Source organism: Gardnerella sp. c12Ub_1 (genome assembly GCF_055804375.1).
Genome location: NZ_JANUZC010000001.1, coordinates 331,911 through 354,205, shown reverse-complemented (window position 1 = coordinate 354,205; position 22,295 = coordinate 331,911). Strand labels below are relative to the sequence as shown.

Below are 22,295 nucleotides of genomic sequence, written 5' to 3'. Positions count from 1 at the left end.
TTATACCGTACAATTAAGAATATGCTGCGAGAATTTTCTGTAGAAGACATTCACCCAACTAACGATGGTGACACAATTTATTCATTGCTTGCCAATAGGGCAATGCGAGACCCGCAAGGTGTGATTGCACAATGGCAAGATGACAATACTCGTCAATGGCACGATGTTAGCGCATCACAGATGCTATCCAAAGTTCGTTCTACTGCAAGAGGCTTAATCGCTCTTGGCGTTAAGCAAGGAGACAAAATCGTTATTTACTCTCCAACTTGTTATGAATGGGGTGTTGTGGACTTTGCGTGCGCTTGTATTGGTGCTGTTAGCATACCTATTTACGAAACTGACTCCGCTCTTCAAGCTGCAGATATTATTTCGGAAGTAAAGCCTGTTATCGCTTTTGCAGGAGACGACGAGCATGCGCAATGCTTGGAAAGAGTTCGTCAAGACAATAAGCGAATTTCATTAAAAACGGTTTTTAACTTTAAGGCCAATGGTATTGATGCTGTTATTGATTTTGGAAAATCAATAAGCGATGATGAGCTAAATAATGCTATTAATCAAATAAAAGCAGATGATTTAGCAACTATTGTTTACACTTCTGGCTCTACTGGCAAGCCAAAGGGAGCAATGCTTACTAATAGAAACTTTACGCACATTGTTTACGCAGCATACGATGTTCTAAACGACATGTTGTATAAGCCAAGTAGAATACTTCTATTCCTTCCTCTTGCACATTGCTTTGCAAGGTATATTCAATATGTTGCAGTTGGAGCGAATGGCGTTATTGGATATGTTCCAAACGCTAAACATTTGTTGGCAGATTTGCGTAGTTTTAAGCCTACGTATTTGCTTGGCGTTCCTCGAGTGTTTGAAAAAGTTTATAACGCAGCATCTCAAAAAGCTGGAGCTGGAATCCGCGGTAGAATCTTTGCTAAGGCTGTTCAGCATTTTGTTGAGTGGTCTAAAGACGAAGTCGAAGGAAAATTGCATTCTATTTATGCAAAATTGCAGCACGATTTTTATATGAAGACTGTTGGTTCTTCTATAAGATCTGCACTTGGTCCTAATTTAGCGTGGCTAGCTTGTGGTGGTGCTCCAATAAATGCAGAGCTCGCTCACTTCTTTAATGGATTAGATGGAATAACTTTTATTCAAGGTTATGGAATGACGGAAACAGCTGCTCCATGTGTTGTTAACTTTGAGCATGCTAATCAAGTTGGTTCTGTTGGAAAGCCTGGTCCTGGAATCACAATTCGCATTGCAAATGATGGCGAAGTTCTTGTAAAAGGTCCTAATGTTTTTGTTGGATATTACGGAAAGCCAGAGCTTACTGCAGGAGTTATTGACCAAGATGGATGGCTTCATTCTGGCGATTTAGGCGAGATTGATGATGAGGGCTTCTTAACAATTACTGGCAGAAAAAAAGACATTATTATCACTGCTGGTGGAAAGAACATAAGTCCTGCTCCTCTTGAAACCATTATTGCAAAGTGTCCTATTGTTTCGCATGCAGTGGTTGTTGGAGATGGAAAGCCATTTGTTTCTGCTCTTATTGAGCTTGAGCCAGATATGGTTCGTTCTTGGCTTAATAATCAAGGAATGGATGAGACTATTCCAATGAAAGATATTGCACAAAATGATGCAATCCGATCTGTTGTTCAGCAATTTATTGATCAAGCTAATAGCACAGTTTCTAGAGCGGAGTCTATTCGTAAATTTGTTATTTTGGACGAAGAATTCTCTCAAGATGCTGGTACGTTAACGCCAAGCATGAAGGTTGTGCGTCCAAAGGTTTTGAAGAAATATAGCGATATTATTGAAACGCAGCTTTATGCTCCAAAACCTAATAGTAGGCCACTTCCTGCAACGGTTAAGATTTTAGATAAAACAACCGAAACTGTTAAGCAGGCTCAAGAAACTGTTAAGCAAGCTCAGGAGGTTGTTACTCCTAAAGTTAAGCAAGCTATTGATCAAGCTGCAACGCATTTGAAGCGTTTTGGAGAAGATTTACCTTTGCAATCCGATTCTAAGGAATCTTATTCAAATAATGAAGATGGAGTAAACCAAACCGTTAGTGAATAAGATTATAAAATAAGATACTAATAGGCTAATTAACAATTGCAAATATAGATTTACAGCTGGTATTACGATAAAGCTTGTATAATTATGGATTGCGATTTTAATTAGCCTTTTGTTTTAAGGAGTGCCGTGACTATTAGACAAATCCGCGTTGTTCCAGACCCTGTTCTTAGAACGCCTTGTGATGAAATTCGCGAGATTACACCATCTGTTAGAAGTCTTGTAGAAGATTTATTAGAAACTGTAAACGACCCAGGTCGTGCAGGTCTTAGCGCAAACCAAATTGGTGTTAATCTTAGAGCATTTTCTTATAACATTGATGGAACAATAGGCTATATTCTAAATCCTGTTATAGAAGAACTTAGTGGCGAGCAATACGGAGATGAGGGCTGCTTATCGGTTCCAGGATTGTGGTACAAGACCCGCAGAGCTGATTATGCTAGAGCAAGAGGAATAGATCTAGACGGTAAAACTGTTGTTTTAGAAGGTAAAGGCTTAATGGCCCGCATGATTCAACATGAATGTGACCATCTTGATGGTCATGTGTATATTGACCGTTTAGAAAAAGATGTTAGAAAGCAAGCTTTACGCCAATTGCGCAATAGCTCTTCTAAGTAGCTAATTTAATAAATTATCGCGATTTTTTATAGAGATTGATTACAAAGTTAGTATAAAGCTTCTGTTATAATTTGGATTTGCGTGTTCGCTTTGAGCATGAGTGTTGTCGCGTTATACGATTGCTCGTTTTTTATTGTCTATCAGAATGCGCATATACGCGCCATGTACGCGTCCGTTCGTGTCGGTCGGCTTGGATTTAGTTATATGCTAGCCAAGTTGCATGCGAACAGACATGGCCAGGCAAGAACCGACAAGAAAGGTATATAGATATGGCACAGATTACCATGAGCGAAATGCTGAAGGCTGGTTTGCACTTCGGTCACCAAACTCGTCGCTGGAATCCAAAGATGAAGCAGTTCATTCTTACTCAGCGCAATGGTATTCATATCATCAATTTGTTCAAGTCGCTCGACATGATCGACAAGGCTTATGACTTTATTAAGCAGACTGTTGCTCACAATGGCACTGTTTTGTTTGTGGGTACTAAAAAGCAGGCTCAAGAAGCTGTGCAAAATCAGGCTACTCGCGTAAACATGCCTTACGTAAGTGAGCGCTGGCTCGGCGGTATGTTGACTAACTTCCAAACTGTTTCTACTCGCGTAAAGCGTTTGAAGGAACTCGAGGAAATGGACTTTACCGACGTTCGTGGATCTGGTTTAACCAAGAAGGAACTTTTGCTTCTTGAGCGCGAAAAGGATAAGCTTTCCAAGCAGCTCGGCGGTATTCGCAATATGAACCGTACTCCTTCTGCAATGTTTGTTGTAGACGTTAACAAGGAAGCTTTGGCTGTTGAAGAAGCACACAAGCTCGGTATTCCAGTTGTGGCAATCGTTGACACCAACACCGATCCAGAATCCGTTGAGTATCCAATTCCAGCAAACGACGATGCAATTCGTGGTGTAGAGCTTCTTACAAGCTTGATGGCCGATGCTGTTGCAGAAGGTTTGCTTGATCACGCTGGCAAGGGTGCAAAGGCTGAAGATGCCAATGCTCAGCCAATGGCAGCATGGGAAAAGGAACTGCTCACTAAGGAATCTGAACAGTCCGACAATGAAGCCAAGGCTGAATAAGCCTGTTGGCAGTTAATGAGGAGAACAAAATGGCAGCAATTACTGCAGCGTTGATTAAGCAGGTGCGCGAAGAAACTGGCGCAGGCATGATGGACGTTAAGAAGGCTCTTACTGAAGCCGAAGGCGATGTAGCTCGCGCTAAGGAAATCATCCGCGCTAAGGGCATTCAGGCCGCTGGCAAGCGTGAAGGTCGCAAGGCTCAAGAAGGAACCGTTGCTTCTAAGGTTGTTAAGACTGCAGAAGGCGAAACTGGTTATGCAGTTGAGTTGAATTCCGAAACTGACTTTGTTGCTAAGACACCAAAGTTTGTTGAATTCTCCGAAACTGTGTTGAACAATGCTATTGAAGCCAATGCTTCTAATGCAGAAGAGCTTCTTGCCGCTAAGGCTGGAGATGCTACTGTTAAGGAAGAAGTTGAAGAAGCAGCAGCATTGTTTGGCGAGCACGTTAAGGTTGGCCAGATTGCCAAGGTTAACGGTCCTCACGTTGAGGTTTACGCTCACAAGAAGTCCGTTGAATTACCTCCAAGCATTGTTTCTATGATTGCTACCGACGAAGCAGGCGCTAAGGTTGCTCACGAAGCTGCTTTGCAAATTTCCGCTATGGGTGCTCAGTGGCTCCGCCGCGAAGATGTTCCAGCAGATGTGTTGGAGTCCGAGCGTCGCGTTGCTACCGAAAAGTCCTTGGCAGAAGGCAAGCCAGAAAAAATCGTTCCAAAGATTGTTGAAGGCCGTTTGAACGCCTTCTTCAAGGAAACTGTTCTTCTTGAGCAAGCTTATGTTAAGGATCCTTCCAAGACTATTGGCGACTTGTTCAAGGAAGTTGGCGGCTCTGCTTTAGCTTTCGCTCGTGTTGAGGTTGGCAAAGGCTCTGCTGAATAGTTTTTGCTAAGTTTCAAATAATTTTCTTTTACTGAAAACTATTTGAAATGTAAAAATGGACTTGCGTGTTTAACGCGTGAGTCCATTTTTGTTTGCAACATATTGTTTGAGCAGATAAACTATTAATCAGAATGCATACAGGGAGGCTGCGTTAAATGGACAACACTTTTGAATTGTCCGCTGCAAAGATGCGCGAACACGGTATGAGCGAAGTTGCTATTAGCCAATTTGAACGTCTTTATAAAGTGTGGAATGAAGATAAAACTGGCGGATTTATTCGCGAAAACGCAGTAGAGCCTATTAAGACTGTGCCAAATTTTCATGAGATTTATGAAACAATTGATCATAATAAAGCTGTTAACGCATTCTCAAAAACGGCATTTATTAAGCTAAATGGTGGTCTTGGAACATCAATGGGCTTGTCTTGCGCAAAGTCTTTATTGCCAGTTAGAAGGCATAAAGCTCGTCAAATGAGATTTATTGACATTATAATTGGTCAAGTTCTTACAGCGCGTCAACGTTTAGGCGTTGATTTGCCTTTGATTTTTATGAACTCTTTCCGCACGTCTAAAGATACTTTGCAAGTATTAAAGCGTACAAAAAAGTTTTCTCAAGAAAATATTCCTGTTGAAATTATTCAGCATCAAGAGCCAAAGCTTTTAGAGGAAACGGGTGAGCCTGTTTCTTGTTCTAAAGATAGTAGTTTAGAATGGTGTCCTCCGGGTCACGGTGACATTTTTTCAACTATTTGGGAATCTGGATTGTTGGATATTCTAAAGAAAAATGGCATTAAGTACTTGTTCATTTCTAACTCCGACAATTTAGGTGCGAGACCGTCTAGGACTCTTGCTCAGCATTTTGAAAATACTGGTGCATCAATCATGATTGAGGTTGCTAAGCGTACTCAAGCAGACCGTAAAGGTGGTCATATTGTTAGAAGTCTTGAAACTGGCAGAATGATGCTTCGTGAAATGACTCAAGTTGCTGCAGAAGATAGAAGAAGTGCGCAAAGTATTAATAAACATCCTTATTTTAATACTAACAATATTTGGATTCGTGTTGATGCTTTGCAAAAGATTCTTAAAAAATATAAAGGTGTTCTCCCTCTTCCAGTTATTTGCAATCACAAGACTGTTGACCCAACTGATGATTCAAGCGAAAAAGTGATTCAGCTTGAAACTGCTATGGGTTCCGCTGTTTCGCTTTTTGACGATGCGATTTGTGTTGAGGTTGATAGAATGCGATTTTTGCCTGTAAAGACTACTAACGATTTGTTTATAATGCGTTCAGATCGCTTCCATCTTACAGATTCTTACGAGATGGAAGATGGCAATTACATATTTCCAAATGTGGATTTAGATCCACGATTCTACAAAACTATTGATGATTTTAACGAAAGATTCCCGTATTCTGTTCCAGCTTTGGCTGCTGCAAAATCCGTTACAATCCGAGGCGATTGGACTTTTGGAAGCCAAGTTTCTATGTTTGCGGATGCTATTTTAGAAGATACAGGGGAGCCAAGTTACGTTCCAAATGGCGAATTTGTGGGTCCGAAGGGCATTGAGCCAGACGAGTGGGTATAGTCACAAAATAAATTCATTCGGGCGTGTCGTGTGGAAAATGGCCTTATTTCAACGTTTTTATAGTGTTGATTAATGGCTTTTTAAGAAAATTGATGACTTTTTTTGAAAATGTCCACACGTATGGCAAAACACCATTAAAATAGTTAAGGTGTGTGTTGAGAATTTAGCATTTTTCGCATGTTTTTAACACAAGATGAAACTACAAAAGAAACGATACGTGAGGACAAATGGCAGAAGGAAGTAACGGAAGACGTCGTTTTTCCGATAAGTGGGGTAAACACGAGCTTGATGTGCTGGCTGTGTTGTCTTCCGCATTTCCACAATGGCTGACTTCGCGTCAGATTGCGCAACGAGTTAAGGCTTATGCCGATTCTTATGGAGAGCTTGCAGATCAAGCTGCAAAGGCTGCGTTTGCAAAGCAATTCCAAAGAGATCGTGCAAAGCTTGCAGCTATGGGTATTGCGATTGAATCTCGTCAGCCTGAATATTCTTCAAAGTCAGAAGGCCAAGATTTTGCATCTTACAGGCTGCAACTTGGTGACGAACCTCGCGTGCGTATTCGTTTTGAACAAGAAGAGCTTCCTGTTCTTGCGGCTGCTAATTATTTAGCTCGTTCTATGTCGATTTCTTCTTCTGAATCGCGCAAAGTAGATCAGCAACATTCTTCTGCATCTCGTACTGCTCCGCGCGTTCCTCAAACACCTATTCCTGGTTTGGGCTTAGATTCGATTGCCCCTGGTCTTGGAACTCAAACAATTCCAGACGCATTGGTTAAGGTTATTGATTCTAGAAGATTTGCAGCAACTGTTGACGTTGATGGTGAACATTTGAACGTTGCATACACTGATTCCGACGATTTAGCAATGTTTGTTCTTGAGCACCCAGGTTCTTGCGTTGTAAGCCCTCAAGAAGCTGTGGACGCTTTCCATAGAAGACTGAATGCTGCTACGCAATTCGTTGAATGCGACGAGAATTACGCTGATCAAAGCGTTGATTCTGCACGTTCTAATGCGGAAGATAATCAAGACCTTTCGGAAAACGAGCCAGACAAGTCTCGTCAAAAAAAGGCGTCTTTCCAAACGGGAAGTGAAGTAGATCGCAGACTTCGACTAATGCTCTTCCTTTCTGCTCATCTTGGAGAAGAATTCCCACTAAATGAGCTTGCTGTAAGATTTATTGGCAAACCTAAGAATGATGATGAGCTTCGTAGATTTGTTGCGATTTTGCATAAAGACATTAATACGCTTACTACTGTTTCCGACGATGGCGAGATGGCAGGTAGCCAATTCTTCGATATTGATTGGTCTCTTTTAGAAGCCGAAGGTATTGTTTCCGCAACTAATTCGCTTGGTCTTGAGCGTTTAGCTGGAGTTTCTCAACAATATATGAGCATGCTTACGGCCTCTATCAACTACCTTGCGCATTCTCCTCTTTTGCCTGCTGAACAAAGAGATCAAGCCAAAGCGCTTTACATGCGTTTGCGTAGGCATGTTAGCCCAGGGGAGACTCCTTGGCTTAGCCTTACTGGTTACGAGGTAGAGCCTAGAAATTGTTCTGTTGTTCGCAGCGCTATTAGTGCTAATGCATTAATCGACATGGAGTACACAGATGGCGCTGGTAGAACACGCAGAAAGATTGTTGCTCCTTCTAAGATTTTTGTTGATGAAGGCGTTTACTACGTTGCTGTTTGGACAGATGTTGAGGCTCAAACTCCACAAGATAAGCGTACTTTTGTTGCAAAAGACACTTCGATTAATAAAGCAAACGGTTTGCCGAGAATTTGGCAGGTTTTGCGCGTTGCAAGAATTGAGCGTGCAGAAGTTATTAAGCCTATTTGCCCTGTAGAAATTCCAGATGTTCCAGTTAGCGAACTTAGAAAATGGAGTTTTGACAATGGTACTCAAACATGCTTTATTACAGATGAGCCAGATTTGAACTTCTTAAAGAGTCTTTCTGGAGCTACAATCGAGCCTTGTGGAACTGGCGTTAAGGTTCATTTAACGGTTTCTTCCGACTCTTGGTTTGTTGCATTTTGCATTGCTCACGCTCGTCATATTAAAGCTGTTTCTCCAGAAACTTTGCGCACTATGATTATTGCTCGAGCACAGCGAGAATTAAGCGTTAATAATAGCGATTTCCAAAACGTGGAGAATTAAAATGCCATGGTGGATTTGGCTTTTATTAATTCTTTTTATGCTATGCATGATTGGCGCAGGGCTTGCGTACGCGCTTAAATGCGCGTATAAGATTTTAACGAATTGCACGAGTTTTTATACTAAGGCTTATTCTTGTTTTGAAAAGTTGCAAAACAGTGAAGATTCGTTGAAAAAGGATTCATATCCATTTTTTACGCGTCCGATTTTCGATGCTGCGCAACGTGTAGAAGAGGCTAGAATTAGAGTTTTAAAGCGCAGAGAAAAAGTAGGAGATTCTCATAGAATTGTTTGGCAACATTGGAATAACTTGTCTTTGCGCAAAGAAGATATTGACAATCCAATTTTTAATGAATCTAAAGAAACTAAAGGAAACTAAAGAATAGTTTATGACTACGCTCCCATTATCTCCGTCTCAAAGATTTAGTGCGTTTCGCAAGACTTTGCAACATTCTAAATCAATGGCTGCTAAATTTGAAAGTTCCTTAAGCTTTGATTTGGATGATTTTCAACTTGAGGCAATTGATGCTCTAGAAAATGGAGATAACGTTCTTGTTGCTGCTCCTACAGGCGCTGGTAAAACGGTTGTAGCAGATTTTGCTGTTTTTTTGGGCGTTAATCGCGGTGTTAAAACCTTCTATACAACTCCAATCAAGGCTCTTAGTAACCAAAAATATCATGATTTTTGTGAAGTTTATGGATCTAATAAAGTTGGTCTTTTAACAGGAGACACGTCTGTTAACAGTGAAGCAGATATTGTTGTTATGACAACAGAAGTCTTACGCAATATGCTTTATGAACGTTCAATAACACTTAATTCTCTTGGATTTGTTGTTTTAGACGAGGTGCATTATTTAGCAGATAAATTCCGAGGAGCAGTTTGGGAAGAAGTTATTATTCATCTTCCGCAAAGTGTTAAAATTATTGGACTTTCGGCAACTGTTTCTAATGTTGAAGATTTTAGCGCATGGATTTCTTCTGTTCGCGGAAACACTCATTTAATCGTAGATGAGCATAGGCCTGTTCCTCTTGAACGTCATGTCATTATTCAAAAAGATGGTCAAACAGAGCCAGAGCTTCTTAATCTTTACGATACAGACAAAAATGGTAATGCAACGAATCGTGTAAATCTTGCTTTAACTAGAAAGTTAAGCCAGTGGGAAAATGCTGCTTTGCGCAAAAAATCTTCTTATTTAAGTAAAGATAAGAGATTCTCTAAAGGGCGATTTTCTAAAAGAAAATCGCGCGATCGCTCTAGTGATTTACAAAAAAATTCCAAGTCGTCTTTAACTGTTCGTCATACTCCTAAAAGATGGGCTGTTATTGACGAGCTTGATTATCTTAATATGCTTCCTGGGATTTACTTTATTTTCTCACGTTCTGGTTGCGATCAAGCTGTTCAGCAATGCTTAAACGCTGGTCTAGCTCTTACAAGCGATGAAGAGATGTACGAGATTCGTAGAATTGTTGATTCAATGATCTCGCAAAATAAACTTTCTAAAAGTGACTTAAAAGCGCTTAGATTTGAACGCTTTAGATATGCTCTTGAGCAAGGATTTGCGGCTCATCACGCAGGTATGATTGCGATTTTTAGGCATATTGTTGAAACTCTTTTTGAGCGTGGTCTTATTAAGATTATTTTTGCCACAGAAACACTTGCTTTAGGCTTAAATATGCCAGCTAGGAGTGTTGTTGTAGAAAAGCTAGTTAAGTATGATGGTACAGGTCATGTTCCTCTTACGCCTGGCGAGTTTACTCAACTTACTGGCCGAGCTGGAAGACGCGGAATTGACGATATTGGTCATGCTGTTTTAATAGACAATCCTGATTTTGACCCAGCTAAAGCGGCTTCTCTTTCTAGTAAGCGTGTTTATCCTCTTCACTCTAGCTTTGTTCCAACTTTTAACATGGCTGTTAATCTTCTTAATAATAGCGATGCAAAAACAGCTCGAGTAACGCTTAGTAGCTCATTTGCTCAATGGGAAGCGAACGCTTCGGCAGCGCGCCTTTTGAGTCGTATTGAAGAACTTCAAGAGGCGATTAGTGGCTATGAGCAAGCTTTTTATTGTTCTAATGGCGATTTTGCTGAGTTTATGACTCTTAGAATGCGCCTTAAAGACGCTCAACATGATCAGCGTAGAAAACTTAAGCATACGCTGTTTTCCAGCGATTTAGAGCGTTCAAATGCCTTCAAAGAGTTAGATAACAAAATTGCTAGTTTGCGTAGTCAAGAAAGAAACCATCCTTGCGCAAATTGCCCAGATATTCAGAGTCACTTGCATTGGGGCTATTATTGGGCTAGAGAAACAAAAGAGTTAAATCAAGTTAAAGAACGTTATAATTCTAGAACTGGTTCTGTTGCAAGATGTTTTGACCGTATTTGCAACGTTCTTTGTAGTTTGGATTACTTAAAAGAAACAGGTAATACGTTTGCTTTGACTAATAAAGGTCAGCTTCTTAGACGACTTTATAACGAGCTTGATGTTGTTTTTGCGCAAGCTATTTGCGAAGGTATTTTTAACGATTTAACTCCTATCGAGCTGTTGAGTTGCGTATCTTCTTTGGTTTATGAGTCTAGAGGTCCAGTTGGATCGGAGCCAAGAAGATATCCTGGTGGATTAGACGGCGCTGTATTCAATACTGTTTCTAGATTAAAGGAATTGTTTATGCGCATAAGCAATATGTGCTTAAATAATCATCTTGATGCGTTGAAATCGCTGGATTTTGGCGCAGTAGACCTTATATACGATTGGGCGCAAGGCGCTGACTTGCTTGATATTTTGCAAAATACGGATATTACGGGTGGAGATTTTGTTCGCTTTGCTAAAAGACTTATAGACTTGCTTAATCAACTTGCTGTTCTTAGCGATTATTTAAGAATTTTGCCTAATGTAGACGATTCGTTAGCACACAAAGCATATGAAGCAGTTCAAATAATTAATCGTGGGGTAGTAGCCTATTGTGATGTTTAGTATTTTGTGATGTTTAGTATTTATAGTCCGTGCAATTCGCTAGCTTTATAATGGAAACTAAAAGGAGAATATAATATGGCAGAACGCAGTTTACGTGGTATGAGCATTGGTGCAAAGTCGCTAGAATCCGACGATAATGTTGATTTTGCAGCTCGTAATGATGTTACATATGTTTGTCCTAAAGGGCATAGGACTATTCTCCCGCTTGCTCAAGGTGCAGAAGTTCCAGAAGAATGGGAATGCCGTTGCGGTGCTTTAGCGCATAAAGAAGGCGACGCAGATAGGCCAGATGATGATTTTAATAAGCCAACTCGAACTCATTGGGATATGCTTTTAGAGCGTAGAAGCGAAGAAGAGCTAAAAGCTTTGCTTGATAAACGCTTGAAAATGCATCACGAAGGTTGGATTCCTGATTACGAGTAGTCTTTGATGTGTAGTTTTACTTTAATTTTGTGATTAATCACTAATATTAATTATTTAATTTAGGATTTTAGGGAAAACTCCATGAAAGTTGTTTTGCTTGATTTAGATGGCACTTTGACTCAATCTCATATGGGAATTATTGCGTGTGCTAAAAGAGCTATGAGCGATTTAGGCATGCAAATTCCAGACGATGAAGAGATGATGCGCTTTGTAGGACCGTCTATTCTTGAATCTTTTCAACGAAATGGCATGCCAGAAGATTTGCAATTAGAAGGCGTAAAGTTGTATCGAAAGTATTATTCCGAAGTTGCAACTTTTACAGATCCGAAAAATCCTAGTGGTAGTAAAATCACTGGAAGTCTTTTGAATAAGGTTTACGAAGGTATTCCAGAACAATTAAAGAAACTACGTGAATCTGGATATTATCTTGCTACAGCATCTTGCAAGCCAGAATATCAAGTTAAGCCTATTTGTGATTATTTTGGTTTAACAGATTTGATTGATGGAATTTACGGCGCGAGTGCCGATATGTCTAGAATTAAAAAAGACCAAGTTATTCGCTATGTTTTGAAAAATATTGGTTTTGACTATTCGCTAGACAAGGCATTAATGGTTGGCGACCGATGGACGGACGCAGATGGTGCTTTAGCATGCTACATTGATTGTCTTGGTTGCGCTTGGGGCTACGCAGAGCCTGGTGAGCTTAAAAAGCACGGTGCTTATAGGATTATTGACAATGTTTGTGATTTGAGCATTGCTATTGATGAATATTTTGATAATACTTTGCGCAAATGATATTTCTATATAAAAATAATTCTATATAAGTATCCGATAATGTACGTTATGTCAGATTAGTCATAAAGTACAAACACAATTCTCAATTCACAATTCTTTATATTGAAGATTCTTTAGATAAATCAGCTCGTACTTGCTTAACAATGCATCCAACTGCGATTGCAAAAACAGCTGAGCCGCCTTCGAGCATGCTAAACATGTTTTCTTGATTATTGTTACATTCCATAACAGATTGACCATCGCAAATTATTGTCATGCGCTCAAGATGATTAACACTATAACAATTCAAAAAAACTATAGCTGTTGTAACATTTGTAAGATTTACTCCAGCGTCTAAAAGTCGCTTAGCAACCGCCATAATAGAAATATCTTTGAAAGAATATAAACGTCTGGATCCAGACCCGTGTGAAGGATTAATCGAAGGCACAATAATGTTTTTTCTAGCCCAATAATCAAGTTGCCTATAGGTTATTCCAGCAATCTTCATTGCAACGCTTCCGCGATACCCAACGGACTCTTCTCCATCGCTAGAAAAAGAAAACAACTCCCCTTGCACTGGCTGATTATTAGATTCATCAAAATCGGCCAGCGCATTCTTTTTAGAAGAGTTTTTCAATACCATTATTGTTTATTGTGTTTATTGTGTTTATTGTGTTGATCGCTATCGTTTACTAACAGCACTTTGCGTAAAGAACATTAAGCGATATTTGCCAATCATAATCTCATCGCCATTATTAAGAACTGCTTCATCAACTCGATTACGATTAACATATGTTCCGTTTAAGCTGCCCGCATCTGCAATGCTAAAAACGTTCCCATTCCTTCTAAAAACAGCATGCGCTCTAGAAACAGTAGAATCGTCAAGCATAATATCTGCTCTGGAATCACGCCCAACCGATACAACATCTTCGTCTAGCAAATAACGAGACCCAGAAACTGCCCCACGTGTAGAAATAAGCAAAGCGGTGCCTGGCAGTAGTTTTGCTATTGTGTCTAAATCATCCTGCTTTAGAGGGCGGTCTGCACTAGAATTTACAGGAATAGTTATTGCTGGCATGCCAATAATGGTTGTTTCGCCAGCTGTAGGAATAGGTTCAGTCATAATTGCTATTTTACCTTCTTATTCGACCGGTTTTGCATATTGATATTGTTTTGGTTCGCGTGTTGAACGAATCTCAACCTCTTCAGGCGTTGAAACGTATACGGAAGCGCCAAATTTAACTTTTAATCTAGATCCAACTCCCCCTGCAATATTTACGGCGTTTTGCAAATTTTGCGCATCGCCAATCGCCTTAACTATGTAAGGAGGATTTATCTCGATTCCATCACACAGCAATCCATGCTTAGCGTCGGAAATATAGCTAGAAGTCACAATACGAATGTCGTTAATAGACATAACTTCCACACCAGCATTGCGAAGCTCTTCTATAAGCTGAAACATAGTTGCAGCATCTACGCGCTCTTTTTCTCCAGCTGTAATATGAATAATAACACCTTTTCCAATTGCTGGAAGTCTACCAGAAATCAAGCCGCTTGTTTGCGAATTTTGCTTAGCAATTCTAGCAGCTTCTTCTTGCTTATTCACAGATGCTTTTAGAGAATTAAGCTGACTTGTTAATTCAAACTTTCGTTGTTCAAGATTTTGTATTTGAGAATTAGTTTCCGTGATCAATCGTGTAAGCTCGTCTTCGCTCATAGTTTGGTACACAAGAGCACTTCGATTTACTTGAATCATATATGCAAAGCTAAGAAGAGCGCAAAGAAGCATAACAAGCAAGCCTGTTAGAATGCGCGTTCTTGTAACATGACCTTGCAAAGATGGCTTATTTTTGCGCGTAACTTTCGGGAAGGAACCTGTTTGAGTGCGGTCGCTTTCTCTATCTTTAGCATGCTGGCGATGAAGCCGTTTAACAATATTGTCTATATTTTTATCAATATTATTATCGCTTAATTCATTGTTTTTTACGCTGTTTTTTGAAGTATTCGCAAGTGGATGTTTCATATTATCCCCTGAATCTATCCCCTAAATATAAAACGACGAATTGCAGAAACGTTAGAGAAGATTCGTATTCCTAAAACAACAATAACAGCCGTTTGCAATTGTGCACCAACTCCAAGCTGGTTGCCAAGCAAAACTAAAAGCGTTGCAGCAATAACATTTGAGAAGAACGAAATAACAAACACTTTGTCGGAAAAGCTGCGCTCAAAATAAGCTCTAGCAGCGCCAAGAAGAGCATCTAGTGCAGCAAGCACCATGATTGGCAAATACGGTTGAATAACCACTGGAATATCTGGATGCACAACAATACCAATAAGTGCTCCTAAAATCAATCCAAGAATAGCTGTCATAACCTATTTCCTATCTTTCCTATTTTTCTATCTTCTACTCGTCAACTCTTTTGCAAAATTTACTTCTCCCGTTCCAGCTGCCGATAACTTTAAGTTATTAGTAGCTGAGACTTGTGGATTAATGCCAGCATTTGTAAGAGATGTAAACCATTCAGAATGCTTTTGAGAATTTAACTTTTCAATAAGGCTTGAGCTGTCTCCTATTGCCTCAATTGTATACGGGCTTTGAGTTTGATTAACTCCAACAAGAATCGTGGATCCTGCAGTACGAATCGATGTTTGAGAACCAATCCTGTATCCGTTAACTGATATTGCTTCTGCTCCAGCATCCCAAAGAATAGAAACAAAGATTTGAATATCTCGATCGCTAACAACCTTGATTCTAGCGCCTTTAGACATTTCTCTAGGAATAGAACCATTAGAAACATCGTTACTTGCAGAAATAGGATTTGCAATAGTCAAAACAACACCAGGGCCATATACAGCGTGAGTGCCATTAGTCATGTTGTCGGATTTATCAACTTGATTTTCGTACGGAGTGTTAATTCTTTTAGACTCTTTATCTACACTAGCGCGAAGCTTTGCAACTTCTTTAACAAGATTGTCGAATCTGCTTGCGTGAGTCGTAAGCTCGTTCGCTAAAGATACGCGTATAGCTTTACGCGAATCAGCGTGTAGTTTACGTACGAATTGACTACCAACAGTACCAACAGCAATGCAAATTACAAAAACAATTATTCTTGTAATCCAAAGACTAATCTTGCTAACATTTTGCTTATTTAGTCTAGAATCCATAAAAAGCGGATCAACTGGCCTGTTGCTTAAATCATCTATTAGTCTAAGAGAATAATCTTCAAGCCTACGATGCCTATCTCGATGCGATGAAAAAGTATAAGATGAATTTGTAACATGATGAGCGCCTAAACCAAACACGGATTTAGAAAATACTGCTCTGCGTTTAGAAAACAAAACAACAGTTGGAGCAGGAAAAGACTCTGGGATTGTGCCACTAGAGGCATAATCCCCACTTTGATTTAGCTTAGAAGTCTTTTCCACCATGATTTATCCGTTGCTATTAACTCGTTTTTAAAAAATCGTAAGGATTATTTAGCCTTTTTTATTAGTAGCTTATAAGCTTGTATACAATATAGTATTCCTGCAAACCAATAAAGTGTGATTCCCCAAATTGCGCACGCTATTGCAGCAGCATATAGAATAAGCATTGGCTCTGCTGCAATAGCGAAAACAATCATAAATAGAACAATAGTTACCATTAGCAATGCTGTTCCAGTTTTGCCCATAAAATTAACAGGCAAAGGGCCATAGTCGTATTGTGCAAGAATCACAATTAAAATTGCCATTATTGCGTCTCGCAAAACAACTAAAGCTAATGCCCACCAAGGTATAATCTTTGCAAATACTAAAGCTAATGTGCTGCAAACTATAAGAAGCCTATCTGCAATGGGGTCTAGAATCTGTCCTAATTTGCTAACTTGATTAAAAGTTCTTGCAATATAACCGTCAATACAATCAGAAAGTGCAGCTATTGCAAGAACAATTAAAGCAGGCCACATTTTGTGTTGCGCAATTAAAACAGCAAGATAAGGTATTGAGCATATTCTTAAAAAGCTAATAACATTAGGCACAGTAAGAACTCGATTAAGCGCTTCAGGACTATATTCCTGACTATAAACGAATTTGACCATACCTAATTTCCTTAAAACTTGCTAAAAATAAAATTTTCAATACTAGTACTATTGCGAATAATAAAATATTGGGGCACTTTTATGCCCCAATATTTCTATGCGCGCCAAGCTTCTTGAGCAATATTACGAATAGAATCAATTGCTTGAGCTGGGCTACTTGCTCCGTAAACTGCAGAGCCAGCAACAAGAACATCTGCTCCAGCTTGTGCAACAGTTGCAGCAGTAGATGGGCTAACACCGCCATCAACCTGAATATGCGTGCTTAATCCGCGGCGCGTAATCTCATCGCGTAAACGGCGAACCTTGTTCATTTGATTACTCAAGAACTTTTGGCCACCAAAACCAGGCTCAACAGTCATAATAAGAACCATGTCGAACTCGTCTAAAATATCGAAAATAGGCTCAACTGGCTCGGCCGGTCGAACTGCAAAGCAAGCTTTGCAACCCATATCTCTAAGCTGACGCGCAAGACGCACAGGAGCGTGAGTTGCACCCATGTGGAAGCTAACAGAATCAGCTCCGAGCTTAGCGTATTCTGGTGCCCAACGGTCTGGGTCTTCAATCATCAAATGAACATCTACAGGAAGATTAGTAACTTCGCAAATGCGCTTTACAATCGGCTCCCCCAAAGTCAAATTCGGTACAAAATGATGATCCATAACATCAACATGAACAAGATCAGCATTGGAAATTGCTATAAGATCTCTTTCAAGATTGCAAAAATCTGCAGAAAGAATGCTAGGTGCTATTTGTATATTCATGTGTTCCATTCTAAGAAAAGCAAGCGACTAGAAAAACAAAATCTAACTCAAACTAACTAAATCTAACTATTTAACTTAGATTCCTCTTTCGCTTCGTTTTTGTAAACCATTTTTGTTTTGGATTGAAGTTCGCGCTCACGCTCGTATGCTGTAATGTCAATCAAACGGTTCACAAGATTTGCTCGCGATTTTTTACTATTTTGCAAAATAACAAAAACAATAATCGAAGCAATAAAAATTGCAATCGACACCCAAACGTTAATTCTTACTCCAAGGAAAGTGTGTGAAAAATCAATGCGTAAAGCTTCAATCCACATTCTTCCAGCTGTATACCACATTACGTAAAGAACAAACTCGGAACCAGACTTAAGCTTGCTTTTAAGTGCTTTGCTAAAGCATATAAGCAAAGCAGCGCCTGCAAAATTCCAAAGCATCTCGTACAAGAACGTTGGATGGAAAAGTGTGCCTTCTGGGCATGTAAGACCGTCGTAGCATCTTTCAGCGTGACCAATTGCATTTGATGCCGAATAATTAAGTTTTAATCCCCATGGAAGTGTTGTAGGAGCGCCATAAAGTTCTTGATTAAACCAATTGCCTAAACGCCCTATTCCTTGAGCTACAAGCAATGCAGGAGCTGCACAATCAGCCAGTAGACTTATAGGATATTTTCTGTACACGCAAAATGCACTAGCAGCCAAAGAGCCAAGTATTACTCCGCCCCAGATTCCAAGTCCACCATTCCAAATCCTAAAAATTTCTAGAAAATCGCCATTTGCGCCAAAAAACTTCTCTGGAGTTGTAATAACGTGATATAGACGCGCGCCAACAATTCCCATAGGAAGGCTTACAAGAGCTATATCTAAAATTTGGTTAAAATCTCCGCCTTCTCGCTTCCATCTGCGATTAGCAATCCAAATTGCAACTAGTGCTCCAGCAAGAATCGAAAGCGCATAAAATCTTAATGTAATAGGTCCGAATGTAATTTGAGAAATACTTGGACTAGGAATAGCGCAAATTGTCATATTCTTTACTTTCCTTTATTTTCTTTTACTTTCAACAAAACATAAGGACTTTTGTTAAAACGTTTAATTGGTAAATTCTAATTGGTAAAAACTAATATTAGAATCCAACAGCTTTGATTAATGCCATTAAAACCGGCGCGCACAGCAAGATTGAGTCCACTCTATCTAGAACACCGCCATGACCTTTAAGCAAATGACCCATGTCTTTAATGCCAATATCTCGTTTAAGCATAGATGCACACAAATCACCAAAAGTTCCAACAATTCCAGACAAAATGCCCATAACAGCAGGCATCCACCAGAATTTAATCCAAGATATTCCATAGAATCCAGCAACAATCGCGTAAGCTCCGATTAGTGCAAGAAGCATAGATCCTATAAGTCCTTCAACAGACTTTTTTGGAGATATTCGTGGAGAAAGCTTATGTTTACCTAACCATGCTCCAGCAAAAAGACCACCCGTATCGCTTAAAGCAGGTAAAAATATGAGTAGCATTGCGTGCGCTACAGCTTGTTTAGAATCAGCTATAGATAAAATAATGCAAGAAGCAAGAAGAGGAATATACAACACTACAAACAACGAAACAGCTGTATTAGTAAAAGTACTAGCTTTTGGGCTTTTAGAAGTTGCATGCTGTAGTTTCTTTTCTACAGCACGCATAGTTCTTTTAGATACAGTGCTATTTAGAGTTGCAAAAATAACAGTTAAAATAAGCGAGGCTGTTATTCCACTTGCCATTGCAACTGCATGCCACTTTGCGTAGAAGGTTGAAAAAATCGTAATAACCGAGCAAATAGACAGAATTGCAAAAGGAATCCTAAATCCTGCTGTAGCAAAGTCAACGTGCAATTCCCACAATGCAAGAAGCATAAAAACAGTTAGAAGAACAACAAAAGCATCTATGCTTACAAGAAGACATGCCACAATTACAGCAATCAGCAGCACTGCAGTTGCAATAGCTTGTGGCATGTTCCTGCCAGTTCGCTTGTTTATATCTGTTAAAGCTTCATAAGCATCGTTCGTAGCATTTGAATCCAAAGAATCAAACCTCCATGATTTCCTTCTGCTTGCCTTCTAGCAAAGCGTCTAAGGAATCAGTAACTTGCTTAGTTACTTTATCTAGTTCTTTTTGCAAACGATCGCCTTCATCTTCGCCAATTTCGCCATCTTTAACAGACTTATCAATGCTTTCTTTAGTCTTGCGACGAATATTTCTAACAGCAACCTTGCCTTCTTCTGCCTTGGTCTTAGCAAGCTTTACGTATTCCTTACGTCTATCTTCAGTAAGCTCTGGCATTGTAACGCGAATAACATTGCCATCTCTGTTAGGGCTAACACCCAAATCTGAATCGCGAATAGCTTTTTCAACAGCATTTGCTTGCGATGCATCAAAAGGAGTAACAGAAAGAGTTCTTGGCTCTGGAACGCCAATAGAAGCTACAGCCTTAATAGGAGTTGGCGCGCCATAATAGTCAACCATAATTCCATTAAGAAGAGCAGGATTAGCTCGACCAGTCCTAATGCCCATAAAGTTTTCTTTTGTAGCTTCAACGGACTTGTTCATTTGTTCAAGAGCCTGATCAACAATAGCTGGCATGTGTTCTCCTTTATTGGTATTAGTTGTGCCAATTAAAATTTTATTTATAAATTTTAGGTTTGTTAAATTTTAGGTTATTAAGTTATTGCCTAATTTGCATGTTCTATTTATTGATGATTATTTATTGATGATTATTCACTAATATTTCATCTATTAAGCAAATGTAGGCTCATCGTTAGAAACCAAAGTTCCGATTTGATCTCCGACTAATGCGCGAGTAACGTTTCCTTCTCCTTCTAGACCAAATACGCGAATCTTTTGGCTGTTGTCTCTAGCCATAGAAAGCGCAGAAGCGTCCATAACTGCAAGACCATCAACAAGCGCGCGATGGTAATTAAGAGTGAGGAATTTCTTAGCATTAGGATCTTTGCGGGGATCTGCACTATAAACTCCGTCAACGCCATTCTTGCCCATTAAAACTTCATCGCAATGAATCTCTAAAGAACGCTGAATAGAAACGGTATCGGTTGAAAAATAAGGCATTCCAGCGCCTGCCCCAAAAATTACAACTCGGCCTTTTTCTAAGTGTCGAATCGCTTTAAGTGGAATATAAGGCTCAGCAACTTGACCCATTGTTATAGCAGTTTGAACGCGAGTCGCCTGACCTGCTTGCTCAAGAAAATCTTGCAAAGCCAAGCAATTCATAACAGTTCCAAGCATACCCATATAATCGCCACGACTACGATCGATGCCAGCTTGTTGAAGCTCTGCACCGCGGAAGAAGTTTCCGCCGCCAACAACGATTGCAACTTGCACGCCTTCATGCACTGCTTTTACAATCTCGCCAGCAATTCTACGAATAACATGAGTATCTATACCAACGGCGCCACCGCCAAATGCTTCTCCCGAGAGCTTTAACAAAACTCTACGAGACTTGCTTTCCCCCGCTTGTGCGATAGTCATAAAACTTTCCTCCAGTCATAACGGCGAACGCAAGCATATCTTTGCTATGATATCTTTCAATGACGACACATCACAACACGATTTTTAACATGATTGTGTCGATTTTTATCGATTTTTATTTTAAGCATGTTTTGTAACGTTTTAAGCATGTTTTAGTCGTGTTTTAGTAAATACTAAATAGAGTTTTGTTCAAACGAATAAAACAAACGAATAAAAATAGCGCAACAGGCGGAATCAAACCCATTGCGCTATCAATACATGAATTAATCTAAAAATTAAGATTAATCATGCTTTTTATTATTTTTATCTTGGTTAGTATTTTGACTATCATCTAGATTCTCGTCACCTGTTTCTAGATGATGCTCATCGTAGCCTTGCAAGTAACGAGTACGACGCCAATGGTGAATAGAAGCGTTTGTACCGCGGTGATGCACGTGGTACTTTCTAGGAGTTCCACCATGTGGCAGCTCTTTAACTTCCTTAGCAACAGCAATCTGATTCACGTTAGAAGGATCCATAATTGCGATTGGTGCAACAGGTTCTGGCTCTGTTGGAGCTGCAGTTCTGCTACTAAGCTTTGCTGGAAGCCATTCAGCAAACCAAGAAAGCGCCCAGCAAATCAAGAAGTATACAACTGCAGCAACAGTCAAAGTTTGCAAAATGTTAAAGTACATTGATCCAAGTCGTCTAGATTCTTGGAGCAAATCAGTGTACATAATTATGGAACCCAATGCAGTATCTTTTAACACAACAACAAGCTGAGTTACAGCTGCAGGAAGCATTGCGATTATTGCTTGCGGCATTTCGATTTGTGTTAAAGATTGATATTGCGAAAGTCCAAGAGCTAAAGATGCTTCGCGCTGACCGTTAGGAAGATTTCCAACGCCAGATCGAACTAACTCTGCAACAACAGAACCGTTGTACAAAATCAAAGACAAAACAACAGCCCAATAAGACGCTCCACTTATTCCAGCAAATGCAAATCCTCGCCAAAGGAAGATCATAAGCAAAAGAACTGGTACTGCTCGGCAAAACTCAACAACAACTGCAGAAATGCTACGAAGAATCAAGCTAGGCAATAGTCTTAAAAGACCAAACAAGAGTCCAAAAACTATTGATCCTGCAACAGCAAGAAGCGAAGCTTTAAGAGTCATCCACAATCCTGGAAGATAAAAATCGCTCCAAGCTTCCGATTCTACAGCTGGATTCCACAATGCCCACGAAAGCTGATTTTCGCCTTCTGGAGGATTGCTAAGTCTTAAAAGCAAAGCAATAACAATAAGCGCAAACACAACGCACGCAACAATATTTGCAATGCGAATCTTCTTTAGAGCCTTAGGCCCAGGCGCATCAAATAACAGAGATTTTTCTTGTTCTTTTGCCAT

General features: G+C 39.8%; 22 protein-coding genes. 10 read left to right on the top strand and 12 right to left on the bottom strand.

Features of this window, described 5'->3' with window-relative positions; all coding sequences use genetic code 11:
- The first annotated feature begins 21 nt into the window (after nucleotides 1-21).
- The 10 genes from NYP65_RS01440 (at nucleotide 22) to NYP65_RS01395 (ending at nucleotide 12,571) form a co-directional block, all read left to right on the top strand.
- Nucleotides 22-2,079: an AMP-dependent synthetase/ligase gene (locus NYP65_RS01440; RefSeq protein WP_004130827.1), complete on the top strand. Its 2,058-nt coding sequence runs from the start codon at nucleotides 22-24 to the stop codon at nucleotides 2,077-2,079.
- A 126-nt stretch (nucleotides 2,080-2,205) separates the two neighbouring features.
- Complete coding sequence (locus NYP65_RS01435) at nucleotides 2,206-2,694, top strand: peptide deformylase (RefSeq protein ID WP_004130828.1); 489 nt, start codon at nucleotides 2,206-2,208, stop codon at nucleotides 2,692-2,694.
- A 269-nt stretch (nucleotides 2,695-2,963) separates the two neighbouring features.
- Nucleotides 2,964-3,764 (top strand): 30S ribosomal protein S2, encoded by an 801-nt coding sequence (rpsB, locus tag NYP65_RS01430; RefSeq protein WP_016792016.1) that lies wholly within the window; start codon nucleotides 2,964-2,966, stop codon nucleotides 3,762-3,764.
- 29 nt (nucleotides 3,765-3,793) lie between these two features.
- Nucleotides 3,794-4,645 carry a translation elongation factor Ts gene (tsf, locus tag NYP65_RS01425; protein WP_004130831.1) on the top strand — a complete coding sequence of 284 codons (852 nt, stop codon included), beginning with the start codon at nucleotides 3,794-3,796 and terminating at the stop codon, nucleotides 4,643-4,645.
- Between the two features lie 155 nt (nucleotides 4,646-4,800).
- Complete coding sequence (locus tag NYP65_RS01420) at nucleotides 4,801-6,228, top strand: UTP--glucose-1-phosphate uridylyltransferase (RefSeq protein ID WP_004130833.1); 1,428 nt, start codon at nucleotides 4,801-4,803, stop codon at nucleotides 6,226-6,228.
- A 227-nt stretch (nucleotides 6,229-6,455) separates the two neighbouring features.
- On the top strand, nucleotides 6,456-8,384 hold the full coding sequence (locus tag NYP65_RS01415; RefSeq protein ID WP_473410503.1) for a helix-turn-helix transcriptional regulator: 1,929 nt from the start codon (nucleotides 6,456-6,458) through the stop codon (nucleotides 8,382-8,384).
- Between the two features lies 1 nt (nucleotide 8,385).
- Nucleotides 8,386-8,760 (top strand): hypothetical protein, encoded by a 375-nt coding sequence (locus NYP65_RS01410; RefSeq protein ID WP_101889296.1) that lies wholly within the window; start codon nucleotides 8,386-8,388, stop codon nucleotides 8,758-8,760.
- A gap of 10 nt (nucleotides 8,761-8,770) precedes the next feature.
- A complete protein-coding gene (locus tag NYP65_RS01405) occupies nucleotides 8,771-11,353 on the top strand; it encodes a DEAD/DEAH box helicase (protein WP_004133147.1) in 2,583 nt (860 codons plus the stop codon).
- A 75-nt stretch (nucleotides 11,354-11,428) separates the two neighbouring features.
- Nucleotides 11,429-11,776: an RNA polymerase-binding protein RbpA gene (locus NYP65_RS01400; protein WP_004130843.1), complete on the top strand. Its 348-nt coding sequence runs from the start codon at nucleotides 11,429-11,431 to the stop codon at nucleotides 11,774-11,776.
- A gap of 81 nt (nucleotides 11,777-11,857) precedes the next feature.
- On the top strand, nucleotides 11,858-12,571 hold the full coding sequence (locus NYP65_RS01395) for an HAD hydrolase-like protein (protein WP_016635311.1): 714 nt from the start codon (nucleotides 11,858-11,860) through the stop codon (nucleotides 12,569-12,571).
- A gap of 97 nt (nucleotides 12,572-12,668) precedes the next feature.
- On the opposite strand, the gene NYP65_RS01390 is transcribed toward NYP65_RS01395, so the two are convergent.
- The 12 genes from NYP65_RS01390 to NYP65_RS01335 form a co-directional block, all read right to left on the bottom strand.
- Nucleotides 12,669-13,193 (bottom strand): MerR family transcriptional regulator, encoded by a 525-nt coding sequence (locus NYP65_RS01390; protein WP_415704255.1) that lies wholly within the window; start codon nucleotides 13,191-13,193, stop codon nucleotides 12,669-12,671.
- A gap of 39 nt (nucleotides 13,194-13,232) precedes the next feature.
- Nucleotides 13,233-13,673 carry an FHA domain-containing protein gene (locus NYP65_RS01385; protein ID WP_004130855.1) on the bottom strand — a complete coding sequence of 147 codons (441 nt, stop codon included), beginning with the start codon at nucleotides 13,671-13,673 and terminating at the stop codon, nucleotides 13,233-13,235.
- Between the two features lie 18 nt (nucleotides 13,674-13,691).
- A complete protein-coding gene (locus NYP65_RS01380; protein WP_004130857.1) occupies nucleotides 13,692-14,573 on the bottom strand; it encodes a DUF881 domain-containing protein in 882 nt (293 codons plus the stop codon).
- A gap of 14 nt (nucleotides 14,574-14,587) precedes the next feature.
- Nucleotides 14,588-14,920 carry a small basic family protein gene (locus NYP65_RS01375; RefSeq protein ID WP_004130859.1) on the bottom strand — a complete coding sequence of 111 codons (333 nt, stop codon included), beginning with the start codon at nucleotides 14,918-14,920 and terminating at the stop codon, nucleotides 14,588-14,590.
- A 27-nt stretch (nucleotides 14,921-14,947) separates the two neighbouring features.
- Nucleotides 14,948-15,979, bottom strand: coding sequence for a DUF881 domain-containing protein (locus tag NYP65_RS01370; RefSeq protein ID WP_004130861.1), 1,032 nt, complete (start codon nucleotides 15,977-15,979; stop codon nucleotides 14,948-14,950).
- Between the two features lie 44 nt (nucleotides 15,980-16,023).
- On the bottom strand, nucleotides 16,024-16,626 hold the full coding sequence (locus NYP65_RS01365; RefSeq protein ID WP_004130863.1) for a CDP-alcohol phosphatidyltransferase family protein: 603 nt from the start codon (nucleotides 16,624-16,626) through the stop codon (nucleotides 16,024-16,026).
- Nucleotides 16,627-16,721: 95 nt separating this feature from the next.
- Nucleotides 16,722-17,387, bottom strand: coding sequence for a ribulose-phosphate 3-epimerase (rpe, locus tag NYP65_RS01360; RefSeq protein ID WP_004130865.1), 666 nt, complete (start codon nucleotides 17,385-17,387; stop codon nucleotides 16,722-16,724).
- Nucleotides 17,388-17,449: 62 nt separating this feature from the next.
- Entirely contained in the window at nucleotides 17,450-18,409 is a 960-nt protein-coding gene (gene lgt / locus NYP65_RS01355) for a prolipoprotein diacylglyceryl transferase (protein ID WP_004130867.1), read from the bottom strand.
- Nucleotides 18,410-18,506: 97 nt separating this feature from the next.
- Nucleotides 18,507-19,448, bottom strand: a complete 942-nt coding sequence (locus NYP65_RS01350) for a phosphatidate cytidylyltransferase (RefSeq protein WP_248901188.1) — start codon at nucleotides 19,446-19,448, stop codon at nucleotides 18,507-18,509.
- Nucleotides 19,449-19,452: 4 nt separating this feature from the next.
- A complete protein-coding gene (gene frr / locus NYP65_RS01345) occupies nucleotides 19,453-20,007 on the bottom strand; it encodes a ribosome recycling factor (RefSeq protein WP_004130871.1) in 555 nt (184 codons plus the stop codon).
- Nucleotides 20,008-20,160: 153 nt separating this feature from the next.
- Nucleotides 20,161-20,910, bottom strand: coding sequence for a UMP kinase (gene pyrH / locus NYP65_RS01340; RefSeq protein ID WP_004130872.1), 750 nt, complete (start codon nucleotides 20,908-20,910; stop codon nucleotides 20,161-20,163).
- 281 nt (nucleotides 20,911-21,191) lie between these two features.
- Nucleotides 21,192-22,295 (bottom strand): amino acid ABC transporter permease, encoded by a 1,104-nt coding sequence (locus NYP65_RS01335; protein ID WP_004130874.1) that lies wholly within the window; start codon nucleotides 22,293-22,295, stop codon nucleotides 21,192-21,194.